The organism is Streptomyces sp. BL1, assembly GCF_057628045.1.
This window is the reverse complement of sequence record NZ_JBXYWZ010000002.1, coordinates 975,758-1,002,714: the sequence shown is the minus strand read 5'-3', so window position 1 is coordinate 1,002,714 and position 26,957 is coordinate 975,758. Positions and strand designations below refer to the sequence as shown.

The 26,957-nt window shown below is 71.9% G+C and carries 21 protein-coding genes; 14 read left to right on the top strand and 7 right to left on the bottom strand.

Annotation, left to right across the window (positions count from 1 at the left end; genetic code table 11):
* Positions 1-39: 39 nt before the first annotated feature.
* Entirely contained in the window at positions 40-858 is an 819-nt protein-coding gene (locus AC3AGO_RS04685) for a trans-aconitate 2-methyltransferase (RefSeq protein WP_487818833.1), read from the bottom strand.
* A gap of 514 nt (positions 859-1,372) precedes the next feature.
* Between AC3AGO_RS04685 and AC3AGO_RS04680 the strand changes: the two genes are divergently transcribed.
* The 5 genes from AC3AGO_RS04680 (at position 1,373) to AC3AGO_RS04660 (ending at position 9,727) form a co-directional block, all read left to right on the top strand.
* A complete protein-coding gene (locus AC3AGO_RS04680) occupies positions 1,373-3,208 on the top strand; it encodes an NACHT domain-containing protein (RefSeq protein WP_487818832.1) in 1,836 nt (611 codons plus the stop codon).
* A complete protein-coding gene (locus tag AC3AGO_RS04675) occupies positions 3,144-4,586 on the top strand; it encodes an NACHT domain-containing protein (RefSeq protein ID WP_487818831.1) in 1,443 nt (480 codons plus the stop codon). The genes AC3AGO_RS04680 and AC3AGO_RS04675 overlap by 65 nt, the downstream gene beginning before the upstream one ends.
* Positions 4,587-4,784: 198 nt before the next feature.
* Positions 4,785-6,827 carry an ATP-binding protein gene (locus AC3AGO_RS04670; RefSeq protein WP_487818830.1) on the top strand — a complete coding sequence of 681 codons (2,043 nt, stop codon included), beginning with the start codon at positions 4,785-4,787 and terminating at the stop codon, positions 6,825-6,827.
* A 6-nt stretch (positions 6,828-6,833) separates the two neighbouring features.
* Positions 6,834-8,420: an ABC transporter substrate-binding protein gene (locus AC3AGO_RS04665; RefSeq protein WP_487818829.1), complete on the top strand. Its 1,587-nt coding sequence runs from the start codon at positions 6,834-6,836 to the stop codon at positions 8,418-8,420.
* 92 nt (positions 8,421-8,512) lie between these two features.
* Positions 8,513-9,727, top strand: a complete 1,215-nt coding sequence (locus AC3AGO_RS04660) for a cytochrome P450 (RefSeq protein ID WP_487818828.1) — start codon at positions 8,513-8,515, stop codon at positions 9,725-9,727.
* A gap of 54 nt (positions 9,728-9,781) precedes the next feature.
* On the opposite strand, the gene AC3AGO_RS04655 is transcribed toward AC3AGO_RS04660, so the two are convergent.
* A complete protein-coding gene (locus AC3AGO_RS04655) occupies positions 9,782-10,510 on the bottom strand; it encodes a hypothetical protein (protein WP_487818827.1) in 729 nt (242 codons plus the stop codon).
* A gap of 198 nt (positions 10,511-10,708) precedes the next feature.
* Here AC3AGO_RS04655 and AC3AGO_RS04650 point away from each other — a divergent pair, with 198 nt between their 5' ends.
* The 7 genes from AC3AGO_RS04650 (at position 10,709) to AC3AGO_RS04620 (ending at position 18,338) form a co-directional block, all read left to right on the top strand.
* A complete protein-coding gene (locus AC3AGO_RS04650) occupies positions 10,709-10,912 on the top strand; it encodes a hypothetical protein (protein ID WP_487818826.1) in 204 nt (67 codons plus the stop codon).
* Between the two features lie 67 nt (positions 10,913-10,979).
* Positions 10,980-11,552: a GNAT family N-acetyltransferase gene (locus AC3AGO_RS04645; RefSeq protein ID WP_487818825.1), complete on the top strand. Its 573-nt coding sequence runs from the start codon at positions 10,980-10,982 to the stop codon at positions 11,550-11,552.
* Positions 11,553-11,853: 301 nt separating this feature from the next.
* The gene (locus AC3AGO_RS04640) at positions 11,854-12,201 is read left to right on the top strand and encodes a MarR family winged helix-turn-helix transcriptional regulator (RefSeq protein ID WP_487818824.1); all 348 of its coding nucleotides are present in this window, start codon (positions 11,854-11,856) and stop codon (positions 12,199-12,201) included.
* The gene (locus AC3AGO_RS04635) at positions 12,198-14,966 is read left to right on the top strand and encodes an FUSC family protein (protein WP_487818823.1); all 2,769 of its coding nucleotides are present in this window, start codon (positions 12,198-12,200) and stop codon (positions 14,964-14,966) included. The genes AC3AGO_RS04640 and AC3AGO_RS04635 overlap by 4 nt, the downstream gene beginning before the upstream one ends.
* Positions 14,967-15,092: 126 nt before the next feature.
* Entirely contained in the window at positions 15,093-16,211 is a 1,119-nt protein-coding gene (locus tag AC3AGO_RS04630; RefSeq protein WP_487818822.1) for a pyridoxal-phosphate-dependent aminotransferase family protein, read from the top strand.
* 579 nt (positions 16,212-16,790) lie between these two features.
* Complete coding sequence (locus tag AC3AGO_RS04625) at positions 16,791-17,210, top strand: PPOX class F420-dependent oxidoreductase (RefSeq protein WP_487818821.1); 420 nt, start codon at positions 16,791-16,793, stop codon at positions 17,208-17,210.
* Positions 17,211-17,543: 333 nt separating this feature from the next.
* Positions 17,544-18,338 carry an SAM-dependent methyltransferase gene (locus tag AC3AGO_RS04620; protein ID WP_487818820.1) on the top strand — a complete coding sequence of 265 codons (795 nt, stop codon included), beginning with the start codon at positions 17,544-17,546 and terminating at the stop codon, positions 18,336-18,338.
* A gap of 61 nt (positions 18,339-18,399) precedes the next feature.
* On the opposite strand, the gene AC3AGO_RS04615 is transcribed toward AC3AGO_RS04620, so the two are convergent.
* The 3 genes from AC3AGO_RS04615 to AC3AGO_RS04605 all read right to left on the bottom strand — a co-directional run bounded on the left by AC3AGO_RS04615 (position 18,400) and on the right by AC3AGO_RS04605 (position 20,979).
* Positions 18,400-18,762: a hypothetical protein gene (locus AC3AGO_RS04615; protein ID WP_487818819.1), complete on the bottom strand. Its 363-nt coding sequence runs from the start codon at positions 18,760-18,762 to the stop codon at positions 18,400-18,402.
* A 148-nt stretch (positions 18,763-18,910) separates the two neighbouring features.
* A complete protein-coding gene (locus AC3AGO_RS04610) occupies positions 18,911-19,717 on the bottom strand; it encodes an SDR family oxidoreductase (RefSeq protein WP_487824530.1) in 807 nt (268 codons plus the stop codon).
* A 182-nt stretch (positions 19,718-19,899) separates the two neighbouring features.
* The gene (locus AC3AGO_RS04605) at positions 19,900-20,979 is read right to left on the bottom strand and encodes a MerR family transcriptional regulator (protein WP_487818818.1); all 1,080 of its coding nucleotides are present in this window, start codon (positions 20,977-20,979) and stop codon (positions 19,900-19,902) included.
* Positions 20,980-21,302: 323 nt separating this feature from the next.
* On the opposite strand from AC3AGO_RS04605, the gene AC3AGO_RS04600 reads away from it, so the two are divergent.
* Both AC3AGO_RS04600 and AC3AGO_RS04595 read left to right on the top strand, forming a co-directional pair.
* Positions 21,303-22,436 (top strand): NAD(P)/FAD-dependent oxidoreductase, encoded by a 1,134-nt coding sequence (locus AC3AGO_RS04600; protein ID WP_487818817.1) that lies wholly within the window; start codon positions 21,303-21,305, stop codon positions 22,434-22,436.
* 306 nt (positions 22,437-22,742) lie between these two features.
* Positions 22,743-23,684, top strand: coding sequence for a D-alanyl-D-alanine carboxypeptidase family protein (locus tag AC3AGO_RS04595; protein WP_487818816.1), 942 nt, complete (start codon positions 22,743-22,745; stop codon positions 23,682-23,684).
* 104 nt (positions 23,685-23,788) lie between these two features.
* Here AC3AGO_RS04595 and AC3AGO_RS04590 read toward each other — a convergent pair whose 3' ends face one another.
* The gene (locus AC3AGO_RS04590) at positions 23,789-26,335 is read right to left on the bottom strand and encodes an MFS transporter (RefSeq protein WP_487818815.1); all 2,547 of its coding nucleotides are present in this window, start codon (positions 26,333-26,335) and stop codon (positions 23,789-23,791) included.
* Complete coding sequence (locus AC3AGO_RS04585; RefSeq protein ID WP_487818814.1) at positions 26,332-26,886, bottom strand: MarR family winged helix-turn-helix transcriptional regulator; 555 nt, start codon at positions 26,884-26,886, stop codon at positions 26,332-26,334. Before AC3AGO_RS04585 ends, AC3AGO_RS04590 begins: the two co-directional genes overlap by 4 nt.
* Between the last annotated feature and the right edge of the window lie 71 nt (positions 26,887-26,957).

The window sequence follows — 26,957 nt, the reverse complement described above, 5'->3', positions numbered from 1 at the left end:
GGGGAAAGCGACGCGGGGACCGGTGGGCAGCGGGGCCGGTCAGGCCTCCTTGTGGGCGACGAGGAAGATCCGCCGGAACGGGAAGACGGTGCCGTGCGGACCGGGCGGATACGCCTTGCGCAGCAGGTCCCGGTATTCGGCGACGAACGCGTCCCGCTCGCCGGGACTGTCCTCCAGGGCTGTCAGTACGGGCCGCAGCGCGGTGCCCATCACCCAGCCGAGGACGGCGTCCTCGCCGCTGAGCAGCCGCAGATACGTGGTCTCCCACGCGTCGACGGTGCAGTGCGCGGCGAGGAGCCGCTGCATGTAGTCGGCGGTCTCCAGGATGTGCGCGAAGCGGCGGCCGTGCCCGGCCAGCCGCGCGTGCCAGCGGGGCGCGGTGCACAGTTCGTGCAGCAGGGCGTGGCTGGGCGCGGTGATGTTGTCGGGCACCTGGAAGGCGAGGGTGCCGCCGCGGGGCAGCGACGCGGTCCAACGCTCCAGGGACTGCGGGTGGTTGGGCACCCACTGGAGCGCGGCGCTGGAGACGATGAGGTCGTAGGGCTCCTCGGGTGTCCACTGTGCGGCGTCGGCGGGCGCGAAGGACAGGTGCCCGCCGCCGGGGGTCGGGCCGGCGTGGCGCTGGGCCTCGCGCAGCATGCCGGGGGAGTTGTCGAGGCCGGTGATGTGCGCCTGCGGCCAGCGTTCGCTGAGCAGCACGGTGAGGTTGCCGGGCCCGCAGCCCAGGTCGGCGATGCGGGCGGGCCGTCCTCTGGAGGGCAGCTCGGGTATCCGGTCGAGCATGTCCCGTACGGGGCGGGCCCGGTGGTCGGCGTAGCGGAGGTACTGGCGTGGATCCCAGGCGGGTGCGGTGTGCATGAGCGGACCCTTCGTGGAAGGTGCCGTTGCCGGACGGCTGAGGGCTGGAACGAAGCGGCGCTTTCAGGGATAGCCAGGCGGAGGACCGGGTTCGGCACACTGCGGGCCCGTTCCCCCTTACGGGTGATGTCAGGTGGCGTGAGTGCGCGGGCCGGAGGCACGGTGCGCCGTGAAATACCCGGGCAGGCCGGGCAGTTGACCGGCATGTTCGCGTCACGCCGGAACCGAACCGAACCTTTTGCGCGTCAACGAGGCGCCCCTCAGCGGTCCGTTCTCGATTACGCAGGGTGGCAGGGGCGGGCGTGCTCGCCGCCTTCGCGCTCCTGTATGCGCCGGTGCGCCCCGCTGGAGCGGAGACCGTCGGAGCAAGCTGCCATGGCGGGCTGGGTCCGTGGGTAGGTCTGCAGAGGGCCGAGCGTCGGCGTTCGCGGGGCGCGGCGTGCCCGGCTCCTGCCTGGGCTCAGCCGGGTCGTGGGCCCGGCGGTCCGGGGGTGTGCGCAAGGGAGGGACTGTGGTGGACACGGGCACTGTGGGGCTGCGGATCGCCTCGGCGGTGGTCGTGTCGCTGGTCAAGCGGCTGATGCGGTCGCCGGTTCCGGAGGCAGAGTACGGCGAGCGACCCGTTCCGCTGCGCCGGTTGCTGTCTTTCACGGGCGAGCAGCGCACGCTGGTCGAGGACGACATGTACAAGCTGGCCCGGGAGCTGGTCCGGAGGGCCGTCCGAGCGGCGGGGCCGCACGATCCACCAGTCTCCGCGGACGAGCACGATGCCGTCGGTCAGGCGCTGACCCGTACCCTGCACGCCCTCGGCGATCTCGACATGGACGACGTGCAAGCCTGCGCTCTCGGGCCGGAGGTGCTGGCGCGTGAGATGTCGCGCCACGCGGGCCCCGATCCCCGCAGGCTGCTGAGCGAGGACGCGGCGCTCTTCCACGACCGGCTGCTGGAGACGGCGTGCGTGCATCTCGTGCGGTTCTTCAGCGCGAGTCCAGGTTTTGCGGCGCGGGTCCAGGTCGAGCAGAGCCGCGCGATCCGTGAGCAGGGCGAGAAGATGGAAAGGCTCTTGGAGGGGTGGCCGGGCGTCAGCGCGCAGGACTCGGCCTTCGAGGACAGGTACGCGCGCTACATCGTCGAGCACCACAGCAGGCTCACCATTTACGGCATCGACATGCGCGAACCGGACGGGCAGGACTGGCCGTTGGAGACCGCGTATCTGAGCCTGGAGGCCATGGCACAGCGCGGCGGGGCCGACCCGGTGCCGGGCGGCGAACCCGGTGGTCCCGGTCGGGACGCGGAGGACGGCCGAGCAGCGGAGCCCGCCGAGGCTGTGCTCGCGAGTCACGAGCGGGTGCTGTTGCGCGGAGTGGCAGGCACGGGGAAGACGACGCTGGTGCAGTGGCTTGCTCTCACCACCGCGCAGCAGGACCGGGTGCCCGCGGGGCTGTCCCAGCTGCTGGGCCGCGTCCCGTTCGTCCTGCCGTTGCGCCCCCTGGCACGCAAGGGCGCCGAACTCCCCATGCCCGAGGACTTCCTGCGGTGGGCCGGCTGCCCGCTGGCAGGCGACCAGCCCAGTGGGTGGGAGGCGCGGGTGCTGCGCTACGGGCGCGGGGTCGTCCTCGTCGACGGGGTGGACGAGATCCCCAAGGGGGATCGTACGCGCGCCCGTGCCTGGCTGCGGAAGCTGCTGGCTGCCTTTCCCGGCAATCTGTGGCTCGTCACCGCGCGTCCCTCCGCGCTGGATCACGGCTGGCTGCGGCGCGAGGGATTCCACGAGTTCTCGCTCAACGCGATGCGGCCTGCCGACATGACCGTGTTCATCCAGCGATGGCATGCGGCCGCGGAGGCCTCCGCGGAACTGGGCGTGTCGCTGGCAAGCGCGGTGCGCAGCAGCCCGGAGTTGAGCCGGCTGGCGACCAACCCGCTGATGTGCGGGCTCATGTGCGCCCTGCACCGAGAGCGCCGCGGCTTCCTCCCCCAGGGGCGTGCCGCACTGTATGAGGCTGCGCTGTCCATGCTGCTGGAGCGGCGCGACCTGGAGCGCGAGATCTTCGGCCGGTACCGCAGACCGGAGCTCGACCGCAGGGCGGCCACCGAGCCCCTCACGCGGCTGGCCTACTGGCTGATACGCAACGAGCGCACCCAGCTGGACCGGGGCGACGCGGTGGACGTCATCCGCCGGCTCCAGCCCGCAGTTCCCCGCCTCGCGGACCTCGGGGGCGCCGGAAGACGCCCTTCAGTACCTCCTCGAACGCTCCGGCCTGCTGCGCGAACCCACCCCGGGTGCGGTGGACTTCATCCACCGCACCTTCCAGGACTTCCTGGGCGCTCAGGCGCTGCTGGAGGAACGTGACATCGGCATGCTGGTGAAGAACGCGCACTTGGACCACTGGGAGGACGTGGTGCAGATGGCTGTCGCGCAGGCGCGCCACGAGGAACGCGCCGATTTGCTGATGCGGCTGCGCGACCGGGGGAACCGGGAGACGGACGCGGCCGTACAGTCCCGGCTGCGGCTCCTGGCGCTCGCTTCCCTCGAGCAGGCGACACGGCTGGAGCCCGCGGTGCGGCAGGCCATCGAGGAGCAGGCCGCGCGGATGCTGCCGCCGCGCAGTCTGCGCGAGGCACGGTCGTTGGCGCAGACGGGACCGTTGCTGCTCGGACTGCTGCCCGAGCCGCAGAGGCTGGCTGAGGATGAGGAGCTGGCGACCGTCCACGCGATCTGCCAGATCGGCGGTGACGCCGCCATCCCGCGGCTGCAGGAGTTCCTGGACACCCGCCAGTCCGCGGTCCGGGCACAACTGCTCGGCCACTGGGATCGGTTCGACACGGAGGTGTACGCCGAGGAGATCATCCGCCCGCTGCTCGAGTCGGCACACGACGAGACGGTCACTGTGCGGTCCCGGGCTGAACTGGACGCCCTCGGCTCCATGGCCGGCTACCAAAGCGTCGGAGTGCACGGCGACTTCAGCCCGCGGGAAATCCGGAACGCCCTCGATCCGGGGAGTCTGCGCGAACTCCGGCTGCGCGGCACACTCCAGCTGCACGATCTCGGGACGCTCTCCTGCTTCTCGGCGCTGGAGACGCTGGTCCTGCAGGGATGCCGGAACGTGCGCGACCCGGCACCCCTGGCACAGATGCCCGGTCTGCGTCGGCTGTCGCTGCAGGGCCTGCCCCAACTGGAGCCGCTGGTACGGCTCGAAGACTGCTCCCGGCTCGATGCGTTGCTGCTGGGCGCCGACGTTCCCTGGCGTGGCTTCTCCGACCTGCCCCGTCCGAGGGGGTTGCGCGTGCTGTCGCTGCCGCCGGGGGCCTCGGCGCTGTCGGGCGTTACGGAGTGCCGCGAGCTGGAAGAGCTGTACATGCACGACGCGGGCGAACGGCCGGTACCGGAAGGTTGGGGCGAGCTCCTGGCCGACCTGCCGCAGCTGCGTACGTTGGCGCTCTCCACGGAGCAGCTGAGCATGCTGCTGTTCGCTCCGCGTACACAGATCCCGCAAGTCACCCGGCTGGAAGTGCGAGCTCGCACCGGCTCACCCGTACCCCTGCGGCGCATCTCCTTGCGGATGCCGGGACTTGAGGAGATCCACGTGTCGCAGGCCGCGGAACTAGACCTCGCCTCGGTCCAGCGGCTCCGCAGGCTGCAGCGCGTCCGGCTCACATACCCGGGAGACGTCCGCAACGCCGAGTCGTTGCCCGACGGAGTATCCCTCGACATCTATCCACGCCCCTGACGGGGCGCCTTTCCTCATACCACACGGCGCGGGAATCGTGTGGTCATCTGGATGCGGGGTAGCCATCGGTGTAACTTCGGGTGACTCAGGCGAAGTTGATGCACACGCAGGCGGTTTCCGCCACAGGGGGAGAGGTCTCACTTGTCTCCGGGCAGCGACCCGCCGGGCGCCACGAACCACGGAGGCGGGATGCAGGGTATGCGCACGGTGGAAGGGCCACGACTGTACGGACGTGATCCGCTGCTGCGCTCACTCGTCCCGCGCTTGACCGGCCTGGCCTACGAGGAGCGGGCGCGGGTCTCGCGCGAACACGGCGGGGATCTGCCGGTCGTGCTGGTGACCGGGCGGCGTGGCATGGGCCGTAGCGCCGTCCTGAACGGGCTGGCGGAGCACTATCACGGCAGGCTGCCATTGGCCCATGTGGCGGCGGTTGCACCGGGGGCCGGGTGGGCCGTACCGGCCGGAGAAGGCGGGCCGGTCGCCGCGCCCGCCTCCTCCGTCCCGGAGGTGCTCGTGGAGCTGGTGTGCGGACTTGCCCCCGCGCTGAGCAGGCGCTTCCGTGTGCTACTGCCGGGGTTGCTCGCCGTGACCGGCTGGCACCAGGGTAACGAGGAGGAACGGGAAGCGGCCTGCCGGCAGCATGCCCGCCTGCTGCTCGCCTGCCGGTTACTGGCCGGCGACGAGCAGGACATCCGTGACCAGTGGGGCACGGCCGTGGGCGAGAGCACAGATGCCCCTGACCCGGCGCAGAGCCAGGACCCGGTCACCGCGGCCATACTGCGGGAGTATGCCCGGCAGTTCCCCCTCGCCACGGCCCGGGAGTGGTACCGGCAGCGCTTCCCCGAAGAGGCGGAGGAGCAGGATCCACTGCTGCGGCTGGGTCAGTGGGCACACCGGGGCGGCGACTACCGGCATGCGGCTGAGCAAACCCTGATGGCGGCGTTCCTGCACGATCTCGCCGCGGCCCAGGGGGCGTTGCAGCGATGGAACCGCGAACCCCGGCCGCTGGCCCTGCTGGACGACGCCCATCTCGCTGCGGGCCGGCGGTTCCTGGAGCTGCTGCTGGAACAGCGGGCCCGGCCCGGCCACCCGCACCGCGACCAGCTCGTCGTCGTCGCCACCCGGCTCGGTGACGAAGCCGAGGACGAACCGGACGCCGTCCACTGTGAGTTACCCGACCTGACGTCTGGCTTCTTCTGGAGCCGGACGGGCCACTCGCCGTCGGCCGGGCTGCTCCGCGTGCCGCTCACCCCGCTGAGGCGGGACGACATCCTGCCGCTTCTGGAGCGGGCCGTCCGGCCGCTGCACCCGTACCTGGCTTCCGCCGTACACTCCCTGACGGGCGGTCACCCGGCGGCGGTCACCGCACTGTGCGATGCCGCCGTGCACGCGGCACCGGAACGCATCGTGGCCCCCAGGGACCTGCTGGACCTGCGCACGCGTGACGACCGCCCAGTTACCGAGGCGCTGCTGGAACGGCTGCTGCCCGCCAGCCGACAACGCGGCCGCCTGGTGCTGCTCAGTCTGGCTCGCGACGCGACGGCCGCGGAGGCGCTGGCCTCGTATCTGCGGCTGGAGGGCCCCGAGCAGCTGCCGGTCAACGCGGTCGTGGACTATCTCGAGGAACAGCACTGGCAGGGGCCGACACCGGCTGACCGGCCCTTGGTGGCCGACGAACTGCTGCAGACGCTGCTGGTCCACGAGGCACGCCGCACCAGTGCTGAGAGTGAATCCCGTGCCGGGTGGCGGGAGATGCACCGCTTCCTCAGCGTGCACCACGCACATCGTGGCGAGTCCGGCGAGGCGGACGCCTTGCGGCACACCCTGGCGTCCGGGAACGCGGAGACGGTCGTGCTGACCTTGGCGGAGGAGTTCCAGAGCGAGCAGGACGAACAGGGCGCGGCGCACTGGCTGAGCTGTCTGCAGTACTCCGCCACGGCGCCCGCGCCGCCGACCGGGGACTGGAGCGACGAGCGCATCCGCGTGGCCCTCGGACAACACGACGCGCGGCGGGCCGACAAGGACGAAGTCGAGCGCTGTGTCAACCGGTTGCTCCACGCCCTGTGGTACCTCTCCGAGCCGCAAGTGGAACCGGACGAGGAGATGTGCAAGGCGGTCGGCGACGAACTGGGCTACCTCTCGCCCCGCCACCCGTCCTGGCACGCGGTGCTGGGGCAGGCGGCACGTACCTGGCCTGCGGCCGCTCGGAAGAAGCGTCCCTTCCCCCTCCCCAGTCAGTGAGGAAGCATGCCGTTCCGCAGCCGCAGCCCCAAGGAGTGGGGCCCGCTCGAAATATCCCTCGTCGCAGGGCTGGTGCTCGCCGTCGCCGCAGGCGTCTGGTTCCTGATCCCGTTGCTCTTCCCCGGGCAGTGCGGTGACGACCTGGAGGAGCGCGGGGGAGAGTGCGTGGGTGTCACCGAGCATGCCTTCGAGACGGAGGACGAGGACATCCAGGGACTGGTGGAGTCGATAGCGGACGAGAACGCCAAGGTGCGGCAGGGCTGGGAGGATCCGGAGGACGGCAAGGCCCGTATCCCGTACGTACGCGTGGCGTTGATGATGCCTTTCGGCTCGGACGACTCCAGCGCGATGACACCGGAGATGATCCGCCGCGCGCTGGCAGGATCCTTGGCCGCGCAGCAGGAGGCCAACGCGTCCGGCGGACCGCACTATCAGCTGTTGCCGGCTCCCGACGGCAAGAACCTCGACCAGTGGCGGCCGGTCGTCGACGAGCTGGCACGGCTGACGAAGGACCGGGAGGCACCCCTGGTCGGGGTGACCGGCATCCCCAGCAGCACACCGCAGACGAAGGAGGCCGTCGCGGCCCTGAGCAAGCACGAGATTCCCACGGTCGGGCCGGTCCTCACCGCCGCCAACCTGGAGTCCGACTACCTCTTCAAGACCTCTCCGAACAATGAGGAGTTCGCCCGCGCCCTCAAGCTCTACCTCGACAAACATCCGGGAAAGCGCAAGGGGTTCATGGTCTGGGACAATCGCAAGGAGGACCAGTACTCCCAGAATCTGCGCGAGGTCTTCGACAAGTATTTCGGCGACACGTACGGACTGGCGGAACGCAACACGAACTTCACCGGCTCCACCGGCGACGACAAGGGCATCCCGCGGCGCTTCAACGACGCCGTCGGCAAGATCTGCGCGAAAGGATACGACACCGTCTTCTTCGCGGGCCGCGACCAGGACCTGCCCGCCTTCATCGAAAGGCTGGCCCAGGCGCCGGACTGCGACCGCAGCCCCAGGCTGCGCATCATGAAGGTCGGCATCGGTCTGGAGCCCGCCCTCACCGCGAAGGATCCCACCCGAGGGCTGAAGACCGCCCGCGCCACCCTCGTCGACGCCTCCTCCGTCGACCCGGAGTGGGCGCGAGGGAAGAACCAACCCCCCAAGGCCATGGCGGACTTCGCCGACCGCTTCCGCGACATTCGGAAGAAACACAACCTGGGCAGCAAGCCCCTCGAAGACGGCTACGCCGTGATGTACCACGACGCGTTCGCGCTGCTCACGCACGCCGTCGACCGTACGTACAGCGAAATCAACGAAGACGGCGCGCAGGACCGGGAACCCGGCCGTCTCCCGCGGCAGAACGACGTGTACAACACCCTCGTCATCCCGAGCGTCACCGGATCCGACTGCACCGGCTGCCTGGGAGGGGCCGGCGGCACGTACGGCTTCGAGGGCCCCGAGAAGAATGCACAGTGGGCAGTGTGCAAACCCGTTCCTGTCCTGGAATATCCGGCCACCACGCGGGCGGGGAAAGACGGTTCGCTGCCCCTCTACCGCACGTACAGCGGCAGCTCGCCCTCCGCCTGCCCCTCCTGAGCCGCGCCCGGCCGTCGGCGGCCAAGCGAGGTTCGAACTGCCCTTCTCCGGGCAGGGAGTTCGGCGACTCCCCGGACCGGAGGTGCCGTGGCGTGCGGAACGACGAGCTGAACGGGCGGAAGATCGAGCGCGGCACGGCCGGGCGCGGTACGGCGGAGCCCGCGGCGGGGTGTCCCGTACGGCGTGGCCCCGACGGGGTCTGGCAGGTGAGCGGGTACGAGGCGGCCCGCGCCGTACTGCGCAGCACCGGCACCGTGCAGGCGGGGCTGGGCGTGGAGACGGTGGAGAACATGCCGGCCCGCATCCGCCGCCCCGTGCTCTACCGGGACGGCCCGGAACACCGCGAACACCGGCGCCAGACCGCCCGGTTCTTCACCCCGCGCCGCGTGACCGGGCACTACCGAGAGGTCATGGTCCGGGCCGCGGAGACCCAGCTCGACTCGCTGCGTACGAGAGGCCGGGCCGAACTGTCGGAGCTGAGTTTCGGCCTCGCCATCGAGGTGGCCTGCGCGGTGATCGGGCTGACGGACAGCAGGCCCGGCATCCGGCAGCGGCTGGAGCGGTTCTTCCCCGAGGAGTTCGGCACGCCCGGGTTCACCAGCGTCGACGGCATCCGCTGGATGGCGCGGCAGTACGGCAACTGGCTGCGCATCCACCTCGCCGACGTCCGCCCCGCCGTACGGGCCCGGCGCTCACGCCGCCGCGACGACCTCATCTCGCATCTCCTGGACGAGGGCTGCACCTCCTGGGAAGTCCTGGGGGAGTGCCTCACGTTCGCCGCGGCGGGCATGGTCACCACCCGCGAGTTCGTGAACCTCGCCGCGTGGCATCTGTTCACCGACGCGGCGCTGCTGGAGCGCTACCGTGCCGCGGACGAGGAGGACCGCCTCGCGGTCCTGCACGAGATCCTCCGCCTTCAGCCCGTCGTCGGCGCACTGCGCCGCCGCACCACGGAGCCCCTCGAACTCCCATCCCCTGAGGGCCCGTTGACCGTCCCGCCGGGCGAGCTCGTCGAGGTCCTGCTGGAGCCGGCCAACGCCGACCCGTACGCCGTCGGCGCCCACCCCGACAGCCTCTGCCCCGGCCGCCCCCTGCACTCCGGCGCGCAGCCCCCGGTGCTGGCCTTCGGCGACGGCCCCCACAAATGCCCCGGCGCGACCATCGCCATCCTGGAGACCGACATCTTCCTCACCCGCCTCTTCGCCGAACCGGCCCTCACGATGGCCACCGAACCCCGCATCACCTTCAAACCCTCCATCGCCACCTACGAACTCCGGGGCCTCACCCTCACCCTCGACGAGAGTTGACCGGCCACGGAGGCGGGGCCGGCCGGCACCGGCCGAGGGGTGGATCATCGGCAGTCAGGGAGCGTCGGCCGGCAAGGCTTCGGGATTCGAGGCGGCGTCGGGGCTCTTCGGGGGCCGCGAGGGGGTCGTACGGTCCGGTGGCGTTCCGGTCAGCTTGTACGTGGTGGCCAACAGGCCCGCGGCGAGCACGAGTTCGGCGGCGTTGCCGGCGAGAGGCAGCTGGGGCGCCGCACCGGAGACGACGAGCATGACGAGCGCCGCCACGGCCAACGGCCCGTACCGGCGCCGGACCGCCAGCGCCACGCCCGCGAGGAAGACCACCAGACCGCTCACGACGGCCGGCAACGGGCCGAAGCCGGAAGCGGTGTTGGTGTACCGCAGGCTGCCGCCCCACCACTGCGGTTCCAGCGCGAGATGGAGCACGTCGTGGCGCACACCCATGACGACCGTGACCGCGGTGAGCGCCCACGCGACGGTACGGACCGCGCCGGAGCGCGCCCCGGCGATGCCCGCGCGGTCCACCGCCATGCGGGACCAGACGATCAACCACGGGGTCAGCAGTGCGTGCAGGACGAAACGGGGGACGCTGAGGTCCTCGAGTACGGAGCCGGAGCCGAGCGCGGCCCCGACCGCGATGACCGCGTTGTCGTAGGCGAGGGCGCCGCACAGCGCCGCGGGCACCAGAGCGAGCGGGTCCCGCCACGTGCGCCACCTCCGGATGCCGCAGCCGCACAGCACCAGATGTCCGGCGGCGAGGGCGGCGTACAGCAGGGAAACGGTCACGGAGAGAGTGCCTTACGTGGGGGAGCGGGGCGGGAGGCCGGCCGCCGCGACACCTCGTTCCCGCCAACTGGGCGTGGCTGCCAGGGAGATCCCGCCGACCGCATCGTCGCGATCACCTTAACGGTTACTACACTTCTGTAGCCTGCCTGGGACACTGCGGCTGCTGAGGGGAAAGGGGAGGGGATATTTCCGTCCCTCATGGGGATCGCGTTCTTCGGTGCGGGGCTCCTGCTGGTGACGAACTTCAAGGGGTTCGCCGAGGTGACGTTCGATTTCCTGGCCAGGTTCAACCCTGTGACGCCGAACACCACGTACCGCGTCATGCGCGTCGTCGGAGGGGGCTGGGTCTTCGTCGGGGCCATCTTCATGCTCGTCGGATTCACCGGCGCGGGCGGGGAGTAGGCGCCGTGCCGGCGGGGCCGGTCGGTATTGAACCGCGGTGCCGCGTCCCGCGTGGGATCGTGGCGGCATGGCCATCGATGTGCGTGCGGCTTCGGTCTTCGAGGATGTGCGGGCTGTGGTCGGGCCGAAGTCGGCCGGGGCCAACGTCTGCTGGTGCCTGAGCTATCGGATTCCGTCGAAGCTCAACAACGAACTCCGGGGTCCGGCCCGCGGCGCGTACGTCGCCGAGCTGTGCCGTGCGGACCCCGCGCCGGGGGTGCTCGCCTACGACGGCGACGAGCCGGTCGGCTGGGCCGCCGTCGCTCCGCGCGCGGACACCGCCTTCGCCCGCAACCGCAAGATCCCGCACGTCGACGACCTGCCGGTCTGGTCGCTGTGGTGCATCCGCGTACGCCCCGGCCACCGGAAACAGGGAATCTCGCACGCCCTCATCGCGGGAGCGGTCGAGTTCGCCCGCGACCATGGCGCGCCGGTGGTCGAGGCGTACCCCCTCGACAACGGCGACGCGAAAGTCGACATGACGATGGCGTACGCCGGACTCCGGAAGAACTTCGAACGCGCCGGATTCGTCCACGCCGCCGACACCACCTCAACCCTGGCCGGCCACCCCCGCATCCTGATGCGCCACCCCCTCCACTGACCGGCCCAGGAGGCCGGAGTCAACCGACCGCGCGGGCCGGTACGGCGGCGGGGCGCGCCGAACGCCGGTCCCGCGCCGACCGGCCCCCGGGCCGGACCGCCAGCCACCCCAAATTGGCTGACCCAATTTGGGCCCCGGGCCCCGCCAACTATATAGTTGGCCTATGCATTCATCGTTGCCCGCTCAGCCGGACCCCGGTCGGCTGGGTGGCGACGAGCAGCGGGTCGCCCGGGCTGCCAGGGGGCTTCAGGTGGGGCTCGGGCGGCTTACGCGGGAGCTCTTCGCTGCGGGGGAGTTCGGCGTGTCGCGGACGCATGCGACCGTGCTGTCCTCCCTGGAGGCGGGGCCGCGACGCATCACGGAGCTCGCGGCGCGGAACGGGCTGACCCAGCCCCGTATGACGGTGGTCGTACGGGAGCTGGAGGAGCGCGGACTGGTCGAACGCCGCCGCTGCGCGCACGACGCGCGCGCGGTCAACAACGCGCTCGCCGCCGCGGGCGAGGAACTGCTCGAAGTCGGCCGGCAACGTACCGCCGCCGTGCTGCTCGACCGCCTGCGCAGCCGGGTCGACGACCCGGAACAGGCGGTGGCGGCGGCCCGGGAGGCCGTCACCACCCTCATCAACGCACTGGATACGGAGGCCACTTGACCGCGCCCGCCGCGCCACCCGCCACCCGCCCCTACGTACCCGAGCGCGTCGGTGCCGCGCGCAGCCGGTGGGACGCGATCCTCGCGGCCGACCCAGGGCTGGGGCGGCTGCAGACGGGCTGGCGTACCGCCGTGTCGATGGTGACCGGCCTGGCCACCGGGTACGGGATGGCCGTCCTGCTGGGCGCGCCGGTCATGTTCGGGCTGATGGTCGGCGGCATGCAGGGCATGATCACGAGCATCACCGTGGGCGAGAACACGCCCGGCGGGGTCGCCAAGTGGATGCTGTGGACGGTGATCCCGTTCTGCTGCGGCCTCGGCCTGAGCGCCGCGCTGCACAACTACCACACGGTCGAACTGGTCCTGCTGGTCCTCGTGTTGGCGGGCCAGATGTACATGATGCGGCTCGGCAAGATCGGGCTGTACTCGTCCGCCGTGTTCTTCTCCGCGTATCTGACGGGCGTCATCGTCGGCATCCCGCCGTCCGCGTTCGCCGGCCTGGCGGTCATCGCCCTCGCCGTCGTGATCGCGCTCGTGGTCGCACGGCTCGTGCTCTGCTATCCGATGCCGCGCGAGGATCTGATCCGTACGCAGCGCGCGTTCGTCATCGAGGCGCGCCGCTTCGCGGACGCCGCCGCGTCCGCGCTGGACGTGGACGCCGACCCGGAACGCGCGGTCAAGCGCATGCGGCGCGCCCTGGCCCGGATGAACGTGGTGACCCTCACCGTCGACGGGCGGCTCGCGCAGCCGGAGTCCGCGGCCGACCCGGACCTGGCCGAGCAGCTGCACCAGTACCTGTTCGACGCCGAACTCGCCCTGCAGGGCGTCGGGAAGGCCGTACAGGAGATGGACCGCACCACCGTGTCGCCCGCGCTGCGCGAGGCGCTCGTCGTCGCCCTGGTCCTCACCCGCGACACGCCGCTGGGCCGCGCCGACGCGCTCCGCCCGGCCGCCGACCGGATCCGGGCGCAGGCCGAGGCGGCGGCCGGACACGACAGCGACCAGACGCGCGCGCAGGCCCGCCGTGTCGCCGATCTGCTGGACGCGCTGGCCGGACATCTCGCCCACTGGCTCGAGTTGGGCCAGGGCACACCGTCGGCCGGTGCGAAGGTCCCCTTCCAGACGGGAGTCGCCCTCGAAGGCGGCCGCCCGGCCGGCGCGGCCTCCGCGGCGCAGCGGGTCGCCACCGACGGCAGGGGTCCGAACCTCACTCCCGCCTTCCGCGCGGCGGTGCAGGCGGCGGTCGCGGGCGCGATCGTGCTGCCGATCGCCGAGGAGATCAACAGCCAGAAGTTCTACTGGGGCATCATCGGCGTGATGATCGCCCTCACGGGCACCAGCACCACCCACGAGCGGGTACGCAAGACCGCCCGCCGTCTGGTGGGCACCGTCATCGGCGCCGTACTCGGCATCGCCCTGCACGATCTGATCGGCACAACGCACGTGGTGTGGAGCCTCGTCGTGATCGTCGCCGCGGTCGCGGTCGGCGCGTGGGGCATGCAGCGGCAGTACGCGATCTGGGTCGCGGGACTGGTCACCGCGCTGGTGCAGCTCTACGGCTTCACCACGCCCGGCAGCCTCGACTGGCTGCTCACCCAGCGCTTCATCGACAACGGTGTCGGCATGGTGCTGGCCACCCTCGCCGCCGCGCTGATCCTCCCGCTGTCCACGGGACGGATCCTGCGCGAGACCGAACGCGGCTACATCGACGCCGTGAAGCAGCTGCTCGACGGCACCCGGGAACGCTGGAGCGACCCCGACAGCCCCGTACGGCTGCGCGGCGCGGCCCGCGCCGTGGACGCCGCGCACCACCAACTGCAGGCCGCGGTACGGCCGGTCGTACGGCTGCCGCGCGGCGTTCGCGGACGCTCCGGCGACAATCTGCTCGCGCTGTTCGACAACGCGACCAGCCACGCGCGCCGGCTGGCCCGTACGGCCGACACCGACATCGAGATGGCGCCGCGCCTGCGTGTCGATCTCGCCGACATCCTCGCCACGTTCAGCGCCTCGCTGGACGCCCTCGACCGGCACATCACCTCCGGCGACAGCGGCGGCGAGTGGACGCGGGTCACACCGCTGATCCGCGATGTGCAGGCCGGGCTGCGCGCCCCGGGCGGCCCGAGCGGCTCCCTGCTGGACGCCGCGCTCGGTGAACTGGCCGCGCTGGACGAGAGCCTGGCCAGCCTGAGCGCCACCCGCGGCATGCGTACCGCGCCGCTGCCCGCCGAGGGCGCGGCGCGCCCGGGCCCGGCACAGTTCCCGCAACAGGGCGGGCCGCAGCGCCAGTTCGCAACGCCGCAACAGACGCCGGCGGCGCAGCAGTCCGCAACACCGCAGCAGGCGCGGCCGGTTCAGCAGAGCCGACCGCAGACCCAGCCGCAGGCCCGACCCGCGAAGGTCTCCACGTCCGCGTCTGCGACCGGACCCGCGACTCCCGCTCCGGCACCCGTACCCGCCCAGCGGACCCCCGCGGGCACGCGCGGCGGCGCCGGCCTGTGCTCCGTCACCGGCACGGTCCGCTGCGCCGACCACCCCGCGGGGCACAACGCCTCGGTCACCGTGGTCAGCTCCAGCGGACAACGGCGCGGCCGCGTCCGCGCGGTGAAGGGCGTCTACGAGGTCACGGGGCTGGAGCCGGGCAGCTACACCCTCATCGCGGCCGTGCCCGGCCACACCCCGCAGGCGTCCTTCGTCCTCCTCGACACGCCCGGCCGCCCGCTGCGCCACGACTTCGAACTCACCGACCCGGACCGGACGCCCGCATGACAGGAACAGCGGCGGGCGCCTGACGGGCCCATGTCGGGCCCGTACGCGGGACGCGGCGGGCCCACCCGTACCCTCGGACTGATCGGATGCCGTGGCAGCACGGCGTGAACTTGCTGGAAGGCCAACGTGACCGTGGGATTCAACGCCCTGGACCTGCCGCCGCTGACCGCGGAGGACTTCGCCCGGATCGAGGACAAGGTCGCCTCCGTGATGCGGACGAGCGCCGACGTCGTGGTCATGCAGGGCGAGGCACTGCTGCCGCTGGAGGCGTGCATCCGCTCCGCGGCGCGGCCCGGCAGCACCGCGCTCAACATCATCACAGGGCCGTACGGGGAGACGTTCGGCGGCTGGCTGCGGTCGTGCGGCGCCCATGTCGTCACCGTCAGCGCCCCGTTCACCGGCGCGGTCTCGGCCGAGCAGGTGGCGCAGGCGCTGCGGGAGAACCCGGACATCGACTTCGTGAGCCTCGTGCACGCCGAGGCGGCGACCGGGAACACCAACCCCGTCGCGGAGATCGCCGCCGTCACGCACGAGCACGGCGCGCTGCTGATGCTGGACGCCGTCGCCTCTGTGGGCGCCGAGCCGCTGCTCACCGACGAGTGGGGCGTCGACCTGTGCGTCATCGGCGGCCAGAAGGCGCTGGCCGGACCCGCCGGAGTGTCCGCCGTCTCCGTCAGCGCCCGCGCCTGGGAGCGGATCGCGGCCAACGAGCAGGCGCCGCGCCGCTCGTACCTGTCGCTGCTGGACTGGAAGGAGCGGTGGACCGACGCGGGCCGTACCGCACTGCCGCACGCCCCGGCCCAGTTGGAGATGCTGGCCCTGGAGCAGGCCGTCGACCGCGTCACCGCCGAGGGCCTCGACACGACGCTCACCCGGCACCGCGCGGCGGCTGCCGCGCTGCGTGCCGGTGTACGTGAACTCCCGGAGCTGTCCCCGTATGTGACGCGGGATCAGGACGCGGCGCCCGCGGCGACGACCGTACGCGCGCCCGAAGGTCTTGACGCGCGCGAGGTGGTGGCTGCGGCGCTGACCGCCGACGGGGCGGTGCCGGTCCAGGCGGCCGGCGGCGCGCTGGCCGAGGAGATGATCCGCGTCAACCACTACGGGCGTGCCGCGGATCGCGACGTGGTCCTCGCGTCCCTGACGTCCCTGGCCGCGGCCCTCCGCACGCTCGGCCACGAGGCCGACGGCGCACGGGCGCGGAGCGCCGCGCTCGCGGCCTGGGACCACACAACAACACTCTGACCCCCGCCGAGGTGTGGGCAGCTGGTCCGCCCAAGGGGCGGAACGGGTGGGCACACCGGACCGCCAGCCGCGAGGCCACGTCCCCGCGCACCCAACGCACGCGCCGCGGTGAGGGGTTGGCCCCGGACCCGCCCCTACCCGTTTCTTCCGGGGCTCCCGCCCCGGCCCCCAGCCCGCCCTCCGGGCGGAAAGGGGAGGAGCAACCGGGGCTGCCGCCCCGGGCCCCACTGCGGGTGGGGAAGGAACCGGGGCTCCGCCCCCGCCCCCGAGCGGGGCCGCGCCCCTGCACCCCACCGCGCTCCGCGCGAAATGCGGGGCTCCGCCCTCCGGGCGGAAGGGGAGCAGGAACCGGGGCTGCCGCCCCGGACCCCACTGTGGGTGGGGAAGGAACCGGGGCTCCGCCCCGGACCCCGAGCGGGGCTGCGCCCCTGCACCCCACCGCGCGGGCGCGCGAAAGGGACGGGGCCTCGCCCGCACCCCACGCGCGTCGCCCCCCAACCCGAACGCCGGAATGTGGCACGGTGATCACGCGTTGCCCACCCGCAGAACACCACCAGCGCACCAGAAGGAGTACCGCTCGTGTCGAACCCCCCGCTTCCGGCCGAGGCCGTCGCCATGCTGACGAAGCCGAACCCGTCGGTCATCACCACGCTCCGCTCGGACGGCCAGCCGGTCTCCACGGCCACCTGGTATCTGTGGGACGACGGCCGGGTGCTGGTCAACATGGACGAGGGGCGCAAGCGGCTGGATCACATGCGCCGTGACCCGCGGGTCACGCTCACGGTGCTGGACCAGGAGAGCTGGTACACGCACGTCAGCATCATCGGCCGCGTCACCGAGTTCCGTGACGACGAAGGGCTGGCCGACATCGACAAGCTGGCGCATCACTACATGGGCCAGCAGTACCCGACGCGGGACCGCGCCAGGGTCAGTGCCTGGATCGAGATCGACCGCTGGCACGGCTGGGGCACCCTCAAGGACAGCAGCCAGGTCGGCTGACTCCGCGCCCACCCGGATCGGGGACGCGTGCGCGCGAACACGCGTACAAGAGCCATCGCGCGTACGCGTCCCGGCCACCTCGCCGCCGTACGCGTCCGGGCGCCCTCGCCCGTACGCGGCGATCACCCTGCGTACGTGCGCGAACCGGGCGTGTCGTCGCGTGCTGACCGAGGCGGACCGCCGGAACACCGCACGTGACGATCGCCGCCGCCTGCCCGTGAACCCGGTGATCTTCTGCGCGATCCGCTTCCCCGGGCGCGTCCCGGGGAGGCAGACTGATCACTGCGAGACACCGGAACCGCGCGATCCGACGGGCGAGCAACAGGAGTGAAAATGGCGGAAGTTGACACCACAGTGCCGCACTCGGCCCGGATGTACGACTACGTTCTGGGCGGCAAGGACAACTACCCGCCGGACTGGGCCGCCGCCGAAGAGGCGCTGGAGGCCTGGCCCGGACTGTGGACGAGCATGCGGGTCAACCGGGCGGTCATGCGCCGCATGGCGCACAACCTCGCCTCCGAGCACGGCATCCGCCAGTTCCTCGACATCGGCACGGGCATCCCCACCTCGCCCAACCTGCACGAGGTCGTCCAGGAGGTCGCCCCCGACGCGCGGGTGGTCTACGTCGACAACGACCCCATCGTCCTCGCCCACGCCCGCGCACTGCTCGCCGGTACGGAAGAGGGCCGCACCGCGTACGTCGAGGCCGACATGCGCGACCCCTCGGCCCTGTTCGCCGCCGAGGAACTGGTCGACACCCTCGACCTGAGCAAGCCGGTCGGGGTCACAGTGATCGCCATGCTGCAGTTCGTCGAGGACGCGGCCGGACTGATCCGCGACCTGACCGCACCCCTGGCGCCCGGCAGCTACCTGGCGCTCACCACGGCGACCGCGGACCTCGCGCAGGAGTCGACCGCGCTGGCCGAGGTGTACACGCGGCGCGGCGTCCCCATGTATCTGCGCAGCCGCGAAGAGGTCGAGGATCTGTTCCGGGACCGGTTCGAACTCCTCGACCCCGGCGTGGTGTCCATGCAGCACTGGCACCCGGGCCCGGACGACAAGGACGTCGGCGTCGAGAACATCAACATGTTCGCCGGCATGGGCCGTCTGCTGCCCGAATCGCCGTAACGTGCCCGCGGCCCCGTAACGCGCCCACCACGTAACGGCTGCCGCCCGCAGGCCCCGTGCGTCAGCAGTGTGCGGCGCGCGGGAGCCGGGCGAGGGCTTCCTCCAGTACGCGGTGCAGCGCCGCGAACTCGGCGGCGTGCTCCTTCCCGAACCGTACGTGTGCCGTCGGCGGCGTGTGCGCACGCCGCCGGCCCGTCGAGGCGTCCCGCGACGTCCCCGTGAGGGAGAAGCCGAACTTGCCGCCGGTGGAGTGCGCCCGTTCCGCGTGCCGGACACCGCGTACGTAGTGCACAGCGCTGACCGCGCACAGTGGAAAGCTGTGCCCGCTGACGCCCTGCCCGCCCACAGGCGAGCGGCTGACGGTGACGGACGTCCCGTCGAAGACGACGTGTCCGTCGGTTCCAGTGGCGATGATGCGGGTCACAGCGCTGCGCCTCCGTACGGGCAGGGGGTGATGCCCCCGACCATAGGGGCACCCGCCGCCCGTACCCCAGGGCCGAACGTCCCACAGCCCGGCCGCGGAAGCCCTGTCCCCGCCGGGCCGGGGAACAGGGCAGGTGCTCCCGGGCGGGTCAGTGTTCCTGGGCCGTGGGGCGGACCGTGATCTCGTTGACCGCGGCGTGCGCGGGCTGGGTGACCATGAACGTGACGGACCGGGAGATGTCCTCGGCGCGCAGCCACGCCTCCTGCGGGACGCTCCGCGCCGCACCGACGCCGATCGAGGTTCCGGAGGTCATCTCCGTGTCGGTCATGCCCGGTTCGACGAGGCCCACCCGGACACCGCGGCCGGTGACTTCCTGGCGCAGGGCCTCGCTGAACGCGCCGACCGCGTGCTTGGTCGCGGAGTAGACGCTGTTGCCCTTCCGGGGCACCCGCCCCGCGACCGAGCTGACGTTGACCACGTCCGCGACGCCCCGGCGCCCTTCAGCGGCGGCGCGCAGCAGATGGGGGAGCGCGGCGCGGGAGGTGTGCAGGACGGCGTTGAGGTTGAGGTCGACCATGCGGTCCCAGTCGTCCGGGTCGGCCTCCTCCACCGGACTGCGGGCGCCGTAACCGGCGTTGTTCACCAGGACGTCCAGGTGCGAGAAGTGGTCGACGGCGTCCTCGACCGCCTGCCGCGCCTGTGCGGTGTCGCTCAGATCCGCGGCGAGGGGGAGCGGCGTGCCGCCCAACTCGCGTACACCGGCGGCCACTTCCTCCAGCCGGTCCTTACGGCGCCCGACGAGGGCGAGCGAGGCCCCGTGCCGGGCCAGGTCGAGCGCGGTCGCCGCGCCGATGCCGCTGGAGGCGCCGGTCACCACGACCGTGCACCCCGACAGCGCTCGCGCGGACAGGCCGTCGGGCTCGTGGGCCGTGCCGGGCTGTGCGGGCTCCTGCATCTCCACTGACGCTCCTTGCGTGTTCGCGGCCGGTGTCCTGATCCACCGTAAGCGGCCTGCCGGTTGAGTTGCGGAACACGGGGTGGCGGGCCGGACTGTCGTGGCGTGCCGGGCGAGCCGGTACGCGTCGGCGGCCCCGATGAGGTCCCGGGAGCGGAAGCGGTGCCATTCGGCGTACATCCTCACTGCCGGGGTTCCACGACGTCGGCGACGACGCAGCTGACGTTGTCCGGGCCGCCGGACCGGTTGGCGAGGGCGACGAGTTCGCGTACGGCTGCCTCCGGTGCACCGGGCGCGGTGAGCGTCCGGTGAATCTCCTCGCCCGCCACGACGGCCGAGAGGCCGTCGGAGCACAGCAGGTAGCGGTCGCCCTGCCGCGCCTCGTGCAGCCGTACGTCTGGGGCCGCTTCGGCGCCGCCGGCCAACGCCCGCAGCAGCAGCGACCGTTGAGGGTGGGACGCGGTCTCCTCCGGGCTCAGGCGCCCCTCGTCGACCATCGACTGGACGACAGTGTGGTCATGCGTGATCTGGAACAGCTCGCCGTCGCGCAGGAGATAGGCACGCGAGTCGCCGATGTGGACGAGGGCCAGCTGCGATCCGGTCCAGAGCATCGCGGTGAGCGTCGTGCCGACGTCCTGCGGTGCGGGGTTCGTTTCCGCGACACCGTGCACGGCCCGGTGGGCCTGCTCGATGACGTCTTCGAGGACGTTGAGGAGCGTGCCGGAGGGGATGTCGTCGCTCTCCAGGCGCTTGAACGCGTCAACAGCCGCCGCGCTGGCGGTGGTTCCCTGTGCGCCGAAACCGTCGGCGACGGCGAGCAGGCGTGCGCCGGCATAGGCCGTGTCCTGGTTGCTGTCGCGGACCAGACCGGTGTCGGACAGCGCGGCGTAGCGGATTTCCAGCGGTTCGGTGACAGGCGACATGGCGGGGTCCTTCCGGGACAGATGGTCGACGAGGAAGGCGGCCAGGTCCCGCCGCGCGGCGGTCTCGGCCTCGGCCTGCGCCCAGAACGCGCGGATCTCCTGCGCCGCGGCGGCCCCGTCCAGCCCGCACACGTGCCGGATGCGGCCGAGCGGCATGCCGAGGCGGCGCAGCCAGGCCACCAGCCGGGCCTGCTCCAGCTGTTCCGGGTCGTAGAACCGGTAGCCGGTCACCGGGTCGACGTGAGCCGGGGGCAGCAGACCGAGCTCGTCGTAGAGCCGCAGCGCCTTCGGCGACAGCCGTGACGCCTTCGCGAAAGCGCCGATGGTCAGCAGCCCCATACCCACCCTCCTCCTCACACCGGACAGACCGCCCGGCCACGACCGATGCTGTGGCCTGCCCCAAGGTCAAGGTCAAGAACCGTCTCGACAGAGGGGCGCAATCCCACAGCGTGGAAGGGCGCGAATCAGGGGCGCGGGGAACTGCGCAAACCACAGCGCGAGCCGCAGCCGCCCCACCCCCGCAATGCAGCACGCAACGCGGCACGCACAGGGGGGGCGGCCCCGCGTGACGCGCATCCGCGTGACGTGCCCCCGCGCGGGGCAGGACCTCTCGATGGGCGGGCCCTCAAAAGACGGCCCACCCCCGTCAGGAAGGAGCCCGCATGCGCGTCGTCGTCATCGGAGCCGGCGTCACCGGCGCCTCAGCGGCGTACGAACTGGCCCGGGCGGGCGCGGAGACCGTCCTCGTCGACGCGGAGTTCGCGGGGCGGGCGACGGAGGCCGGAGCGGGCATCATCTGCCCGTGGGCCGGCCGCGAGACGCATCCGGACTGGCACCGGGTGGCGAACGCGGGCGCCGAGCACTATCCGGGGATGCTCGCCGCGCTGACCGAGGACCTCGGGGACGGCGGCGGGGAGGAAGCGGATGCCGCCGCCGAGACGGGCTATCAACGCGTGGGCGGGCTGCGCCTGTTGGAGGAGAGCGAGGCCGAGGAGGAGCACGCCCGGATCGCCGCGCGTGCCGCCCGCTCGGCGCAGGCCGGCTCGGTGTCCCTGTGCGACGGGGCGGAGGCGCGGGCGCTGTTCCCGCCGCTGGGCCACGAGGGGCCGGCGGTGTACGTGACCGGTGCGGCGCGCGTCGACGGGCGGCTGCTGGGGGCCGCGTTGCGGCGCGGTGCGGCCCGGCACGGTGCGCGCCGCATCGTCGGACGGGCCGCCGTCGTCACCCGGGGCGCGCGGGTGACGGGCGTACAGGTCGGCGAGGAACTCGTCGCGGCGGACGCGGTGATCGCGGCCGCCGGCGCGTGGTCGCCGCGGCTGCTGGAGCCGTTGGGCGTGAAGGTGGCGGTGACGCCGCAGCGCGGGCAGATCGCGCATCTGCGGCTGCCGGGCGTGGCGACCGCCAACTGGCCGGTGGTCTTCCCCCGTTCGCGGCACTATCTGCTCGCCTTCGACGATTCGCGTGTCGTGGCCGGGGCCACGCGGGAGGACGAGAGCGGGTTCGAGTACCGCGTGACGGCCGCCGGCCTGTCCGAAGTGCTCCGCGAGGCGCTGTCCGTGGCCCCGGGCTTGGCGCAGGCCGTGCCCCTGGAGACGCGGGTGGGCTTCCGCCCGGTGGGCCCCGACGCGCTGCCGTTGCTGGGCACTGTCCCGCAGTACGAGGGCCTGGTCGTGGCCAACGGGCTCGGCTCGTCGGGCCTGACCATCGGCCCGTACGCGGGCGCAGTGGCGGCACGTCTCGCACTGGGACAGGCCCCCGGCCTGGACCTGACCCCCTACGACCCGGTACGGACCTGACCCCGGACAAGGGGCGCGAGGAACTGCGCAATCCCACAGCGTGGAGCGGCACGTAAAAGGGGCGCGGGGAACTGCGCAAACCACAGCGTGAGCCGCACCCGCCCCACACCCGCAACAGGGCACACAACGCGGCACACGCGAAGCGCCCCCGCACAGGCGTGCCCAGATGAGGCGTGTCCCACACTCCGCAACCGCGGGCCCGCCCACGCACGTCCGTACGGGCGTGTGATCAACTGTGCGAAGCGCACGACTGGTTGTGCCGCGGGGGCGCACGGGGGGTCGGCAACAGGGAACGAGGAGTTGGTAATGGGAGCACACGCGCGCCCCAGGAAGTCGCGCCGCAAGGGTGCCATGATGACCACCGCCGCGATGGTGGGAATGACGGCGCCGGTCGCCGTGTCGGGCATCGCGAGCGCGGCACCGGTGACGCAGTCCGTCAGCGCGGACAGCCCGGACGCCGCGGCCAGCTCCGCGCCCAGCAGCCTGCACACCAAGCACGCCTTCCTGGCGGACGCCACGCACGGCAAGAACATGTACGAGGGCTCCGAGGGGCACACGGCTGTGCCGATGGGCAGCATCACCAAGGTGATGACCGCGCAGGTGGTGCTCAAGCACCACAAGGCGGACCTGGACAAGCTGGTCACGGTCAAGCAGGAGTACCGCGACTATGTGCAGAAGCACGCCTCCAGCACCGCGGACCTGAAGACCGGCGACAAGCTGACGGTGCGCCAGCTGCTGTCGGCGATGCTGGTTCCCTCCGGCTGTGACGCGGCGTACGCGCTCGCCGACACGCTCGGCGAGGGCGACACGGCCAAGGAGCGGGTCGCCTCGTTCGTCGACCAGATGAACGCCGACGCGCAGGAACTGGGCATGAAGGACACCCAGTTCGACACGCCGACCGGCTGGTCCGACGCGAACGGGAACCACTCCACGGCCGCCGACCTGACCAAGCTCGGCACCGAGGTCCTCAAGGACAAGACCATCTCCGACGTGGTCAGCCAGAAGAACGGGCGCGAGGTGGCCACCAACGGCCGCGAGTACACGTGGGAGAACACGGACAAGCTCCTGACCACGTACGACGGCGCGCTGGGGATAAAGACGGGCAGTGGCCCGGACGCCGGCTACTGCCTGCTGTTCGCAGCGCAGCGGGACGGCCGCACCCTGGTCGGCACCGTACTGGCGGACACCGAGGACCGGTTCAAGGACGCGAAGTCGATGCTCGACTGGGGCTTCCAGCAGAGCGCCTGAGCCCTCGCGCGCCCACGCGCACCGTGCAACGTACGCAACAGGGCGGCACCACCGAACTCCTCGGTGGTGCCGCCCTGTTCACGTGCGGGGTGTGGGGCCCGTCGTCACTCCGCCGGAGTGTGCCCCAGCTCGATGTCGAAGCCGGTGCGCCCCGTACCGTCCACCCGCAGGGGAGTGGCGACCGGCGCGTAGCCGCTGGCGATGACCGTGTACGGGCCGCCGTCGAGGTCGGTGAACGCGTACGTGCCGTCCTCGGCGGTCAGCGCGCTGCCCACGGTGTTGCCCGCCGGGTCCAGCAGCGTCACCCGTGCGTCGGCGACCGGTTCGCCCTTGGGGGAGCGCACCGTGCCGCGGACGCGGGCGCCCGGCGAGAGCCGCACCTCGTACGAGCCGGGCTCGCCGGAGGAGACCTCGGCCTGGAGTGCCGCGGGCCGGTGGCCGTCCGCGCTCACGGCCAACGTGTAGGCGCCGGGCACCAGTTCGTCGAGGGAGAAGCTGCCGTCCTGGCCGGCGACGGCGGAGGCCACGACCTCGCCGCGCTGGTCGGTCGCGACGACCAGCGCGCCGCCGACCGGCTGCTCGCCCCGGCTGTCGCGGACCTGGCCGGTCAGCCCGGCCACGCCCTTGAGGGCCAGGTCGAACAGGACGGGCTCGTCGCCCACGGTGACGGTGGCCGCCTGCGGCTGCCGGGTGCCGGCCGAGCCGATCAGCACGTACGTGCCGGGCTCCGGCACGGTCAGCGCGTAGCGGCCGTCCGCGTCGGTGGTGGCGTGGCCGAGCTGGCGGCCGCGGACGTCGATCAGGGTGACCGCGGCCTGGGTCAGGGGTACGCCCTGCCCGTCACGTACCTGCCCGCTGACGCCGGACCCGGTGGGCGGCGAAGCGGGGGAGGGGCTGCCGGGCACGGCGTCCTGGACGGCTGCGGCAGCCATGGGCGTGTCCTGAACCGCCGTGTCCTGCGCGTCCGTTGCGCCCGCTTCCTCGGAGGCGCGGGCCTGCAGCCCTGACACGTTGCGCAGCGGTACTTCCTTGATGAACAGCACCAGGAGGAAGGCGACCGCGATGACGCAGGCGCCGACGAGGAAGACCAGGTGCATCGAGTCGGCGAAGCCGCGCTTGAAGGGCTCGGCGAGCCGCGGGTCGAGGTGCTGGATGAACGAGGAGTCGTTCAGGACCGAACCGGCGCCGCCGCCCTGGTGCTTGAGCATGTCGAGCACCGGCTTGTTGGCCGGGTCCTGTACGACGGCGGGGTCGTGCAGCGCCGCCTGGAAGCGGTGGGTGGACACGGCCTTCTCGAAGGCCGAGGAGATCTTGTCGCCGACGGTGCTGAACAGGATCGACAGGAAGATCGCGGTGCCGGCGGTGGCACCCATCTGCCGGAAGAACGTGGACGAGGCGGTCGCCACGCCCATGTCGCCCGGCGGCACGGCGTTCTGCACGGCCAGCACCAGGGTCTGCATGCACGAGCCCAGGCCGAGCCCGAACACGGCCATGAAGATCATGGTCTGCCACAGCGGGGTGTCCCACTGCACGCGGAAGTGGAAGAGCAGCAGCGCCGCCACCATCAGCAGCGTCCCGATGACCGGGAAGATCTTGTAGCGGCCGGTCTTGGAGGTGATCTGGCCCGTGACGATGGAGGCGGTGAACATGCCCGCCATCAGCGGCAGCATCTCCAGGCCCGACTTCGTGGGGCTGGCGCCCTTCACGATCTGCAGATACTGCGGGATCATCATCATCCCGCCGAACATGCCCATGCCGATGAGGACGGACAGCAGGCTGGTCTTGCTGAACGTGCCGTTGCGGAACAGCCGCATGGGGATGAGCGCGTCGTCGCCGACGTGCCGCTCCACGAAGATCCACGCGATGATGCCGATGCCGCCGATGATGTAGCAGGCCAGGGACTTGTCGGAGCCCCAGCCCCATTCGCGGCCCTGCTCGGCGACGAGCAGCAGCGGCACGACGCCGATGGCGATGGTCAGCGCGCCCCACCAGTCGATGCGGTGGTCGCGGCGCGTGTGCGGGATGTTGAGCACCTTCGCGACAACGAACAGCGCGATGATGCCGACCGGCACGTTGACGAGGAAGACCCAGCGCCAGCCGGTGATGCCCAGCAGCGTGTCCTGCCCGGCCAGGGCCCCGCCGATGAGCGGCCCCGCGACGCTGGAGGTGGCGAACGTGCCGAGCATGTAGCCCTGATAGCGGGCGCGTTGGCGCGGCGGGACGATGTCACCGATGATCGCCAGCGCCAGCGACATCAGACCGCCGGCGCCGAGGCCCTGCACGGCGCGGAAGACGGCCAGCTCGGTCATCGAGGTGGAGAAGGTGCACAGCACCGAGCCCACGACGAACACGCTGATCGCGAGCAGGAAGTAGGGCTTGCGGCCGTGCAGGTCGGAGAGCTTGCCGTAGAGCGGCGTCGAGATCGTCGAGGTGATCAGGTACGCGGTGGTCGCCCACGCCTGCTCGCTGAGGCCGTGCAGATCGTCGGCGATGGTGCGGATGGACGTGCTGACGATGGTCTGGTCGAGGGCCGCCAGGAACATGCCCAGCATCAGGCCGCTGAGGATCGTCAGGATCTGCCGGTGGCTCAGGATCCCGGCCCCGGCGGGTGGTTGGGACTCCGATATCGGAGGGGAGGTCGTGGTGCTCACTCTGGTATGTCTTCCTGTTTCCCGCCCGCTTCCCGGCCCTCGTGGGCCCGGGTGGCGTGCGCGTGTCCCTGTTCCAGATCGTCATTGAGGCGGCTCATGAGGCGGATGAGATCCGCCCGGTCCGCCGCCGGCCACGGCTCCAGGAGTGCGGCCAGTTCGGCGTCGCGCTGACGCCGGTATTCGTCGAAGGCGGCGTGCCCGTCGGCGGTGGCCCGCAGGAGCGAGCCCCTGCGGTCCCCGGGCGCCGGATGGCGCTCGACCAGCCCGCGTTCCACGAGGGAACGCACCTGCCGGCTCACCGTGGACAGATCGAGAAAGGCGTCCGCCGCGAGGTCGGTCGCCCGCCGGTCCCCGTGCCGCACCAGCTTCGCCAGCAGCACCCGGTCCGCCGAACTCGCGTCCCGTTTGGCGTGGTGCCGCCAGGCGGCGACCAGCCGTCCGAACCGTACGATCTCCGTCCCCAGTGCGGCCGCTTCCCCGTCCAGCCCCGGCTGCGCGGGGCCCTCGGCCCCGTCCTCGCCCGGAGGCCGGGCATGCTCATCCCTCGTCACTTTGCCTACGCATGAATGTCTCTTGCCCTGCACATAAAGTTGCTTGCGGCTACCAACCGTCAGCTTGGCCG

Excerpts from the sequence above, each read along its gene's own strand:
- AC3AGO_RS04685 (WP_487818833.1), bottom strand. The coding sequence starts at position 858 with ATGCACACCGCACCCGCCTGGGATCCACGCCAGTACCTCCGCTACGCC.
- AC3AGO_RS04670 (WP_487818830.1), top strand. The coding sequence starts at position 4,785 with ATGCGCACGGTGGAAGGGCCACGACTGTACGGACGTGATCCGCTGCTG.
- AC3AGO_RS04665 (WP_487818829.1), top strand. The coding sequence starts at position 6,834 with ATGCCGTTCCGCAGCCGCAGCCCCAAGGAGTGGGGCCCGCTCGAAATA.
- AC3AGO_RS04650 (WP_487818826.1), top strand. The coding sequence starts at position 10,709 with ATGGGGATCGCGTTCTTCGGTGCGGGGCTCCTGCTGGTGACGAACTTC.
- AC3AGO_RS04645 (WP_487818825.1), top strand. The coding sequence starts at position 10,980 with ATGGCCATCGATGTGCGTGCGGCTTCGGTCTTCGAGGATGTGCGGGCT.
- AC3AGO_RS04620 (WP_487818820.1), top strand. The coding sequence starts at position 17,544 with ATGGCGGAAGTTGACACCACAGTGCCGCACTCGGCCCGGATGTACGAC.
- AC3AGO_RS04610 (WP_487824530.1), bottom strand. The coding sequence starts at position 19,717 with ATGCAGGAGCCCGCACAGCCCGGCACGGCCCACGAGCCCGACGGCCTG.
- AC3AGO_RS04605 (WP_487818818.1), bottom strand. The coding sequence starts at position 20,979 with ATGGGGCTGCTGACCATCGGCGCTTTCGCGAAGGCGTCACGGCTGTCG.
- AC3AGO_RS04600 (WP_487818817.1), top strand. The coding sequence starts at position 21,303 with ATGCGCGTCGTCGTCATCGGAGCCGGCGTCACCGGCGCCTCAGCGGCG.
- AC3AGO_RS04595 (WP_487818816.1), top strand. The coding sequence starts at position 22,743 with ATGGGAGCACACGCGCGCCCCAGGAAGTCGCGCCGCAAGGGTGCCATG.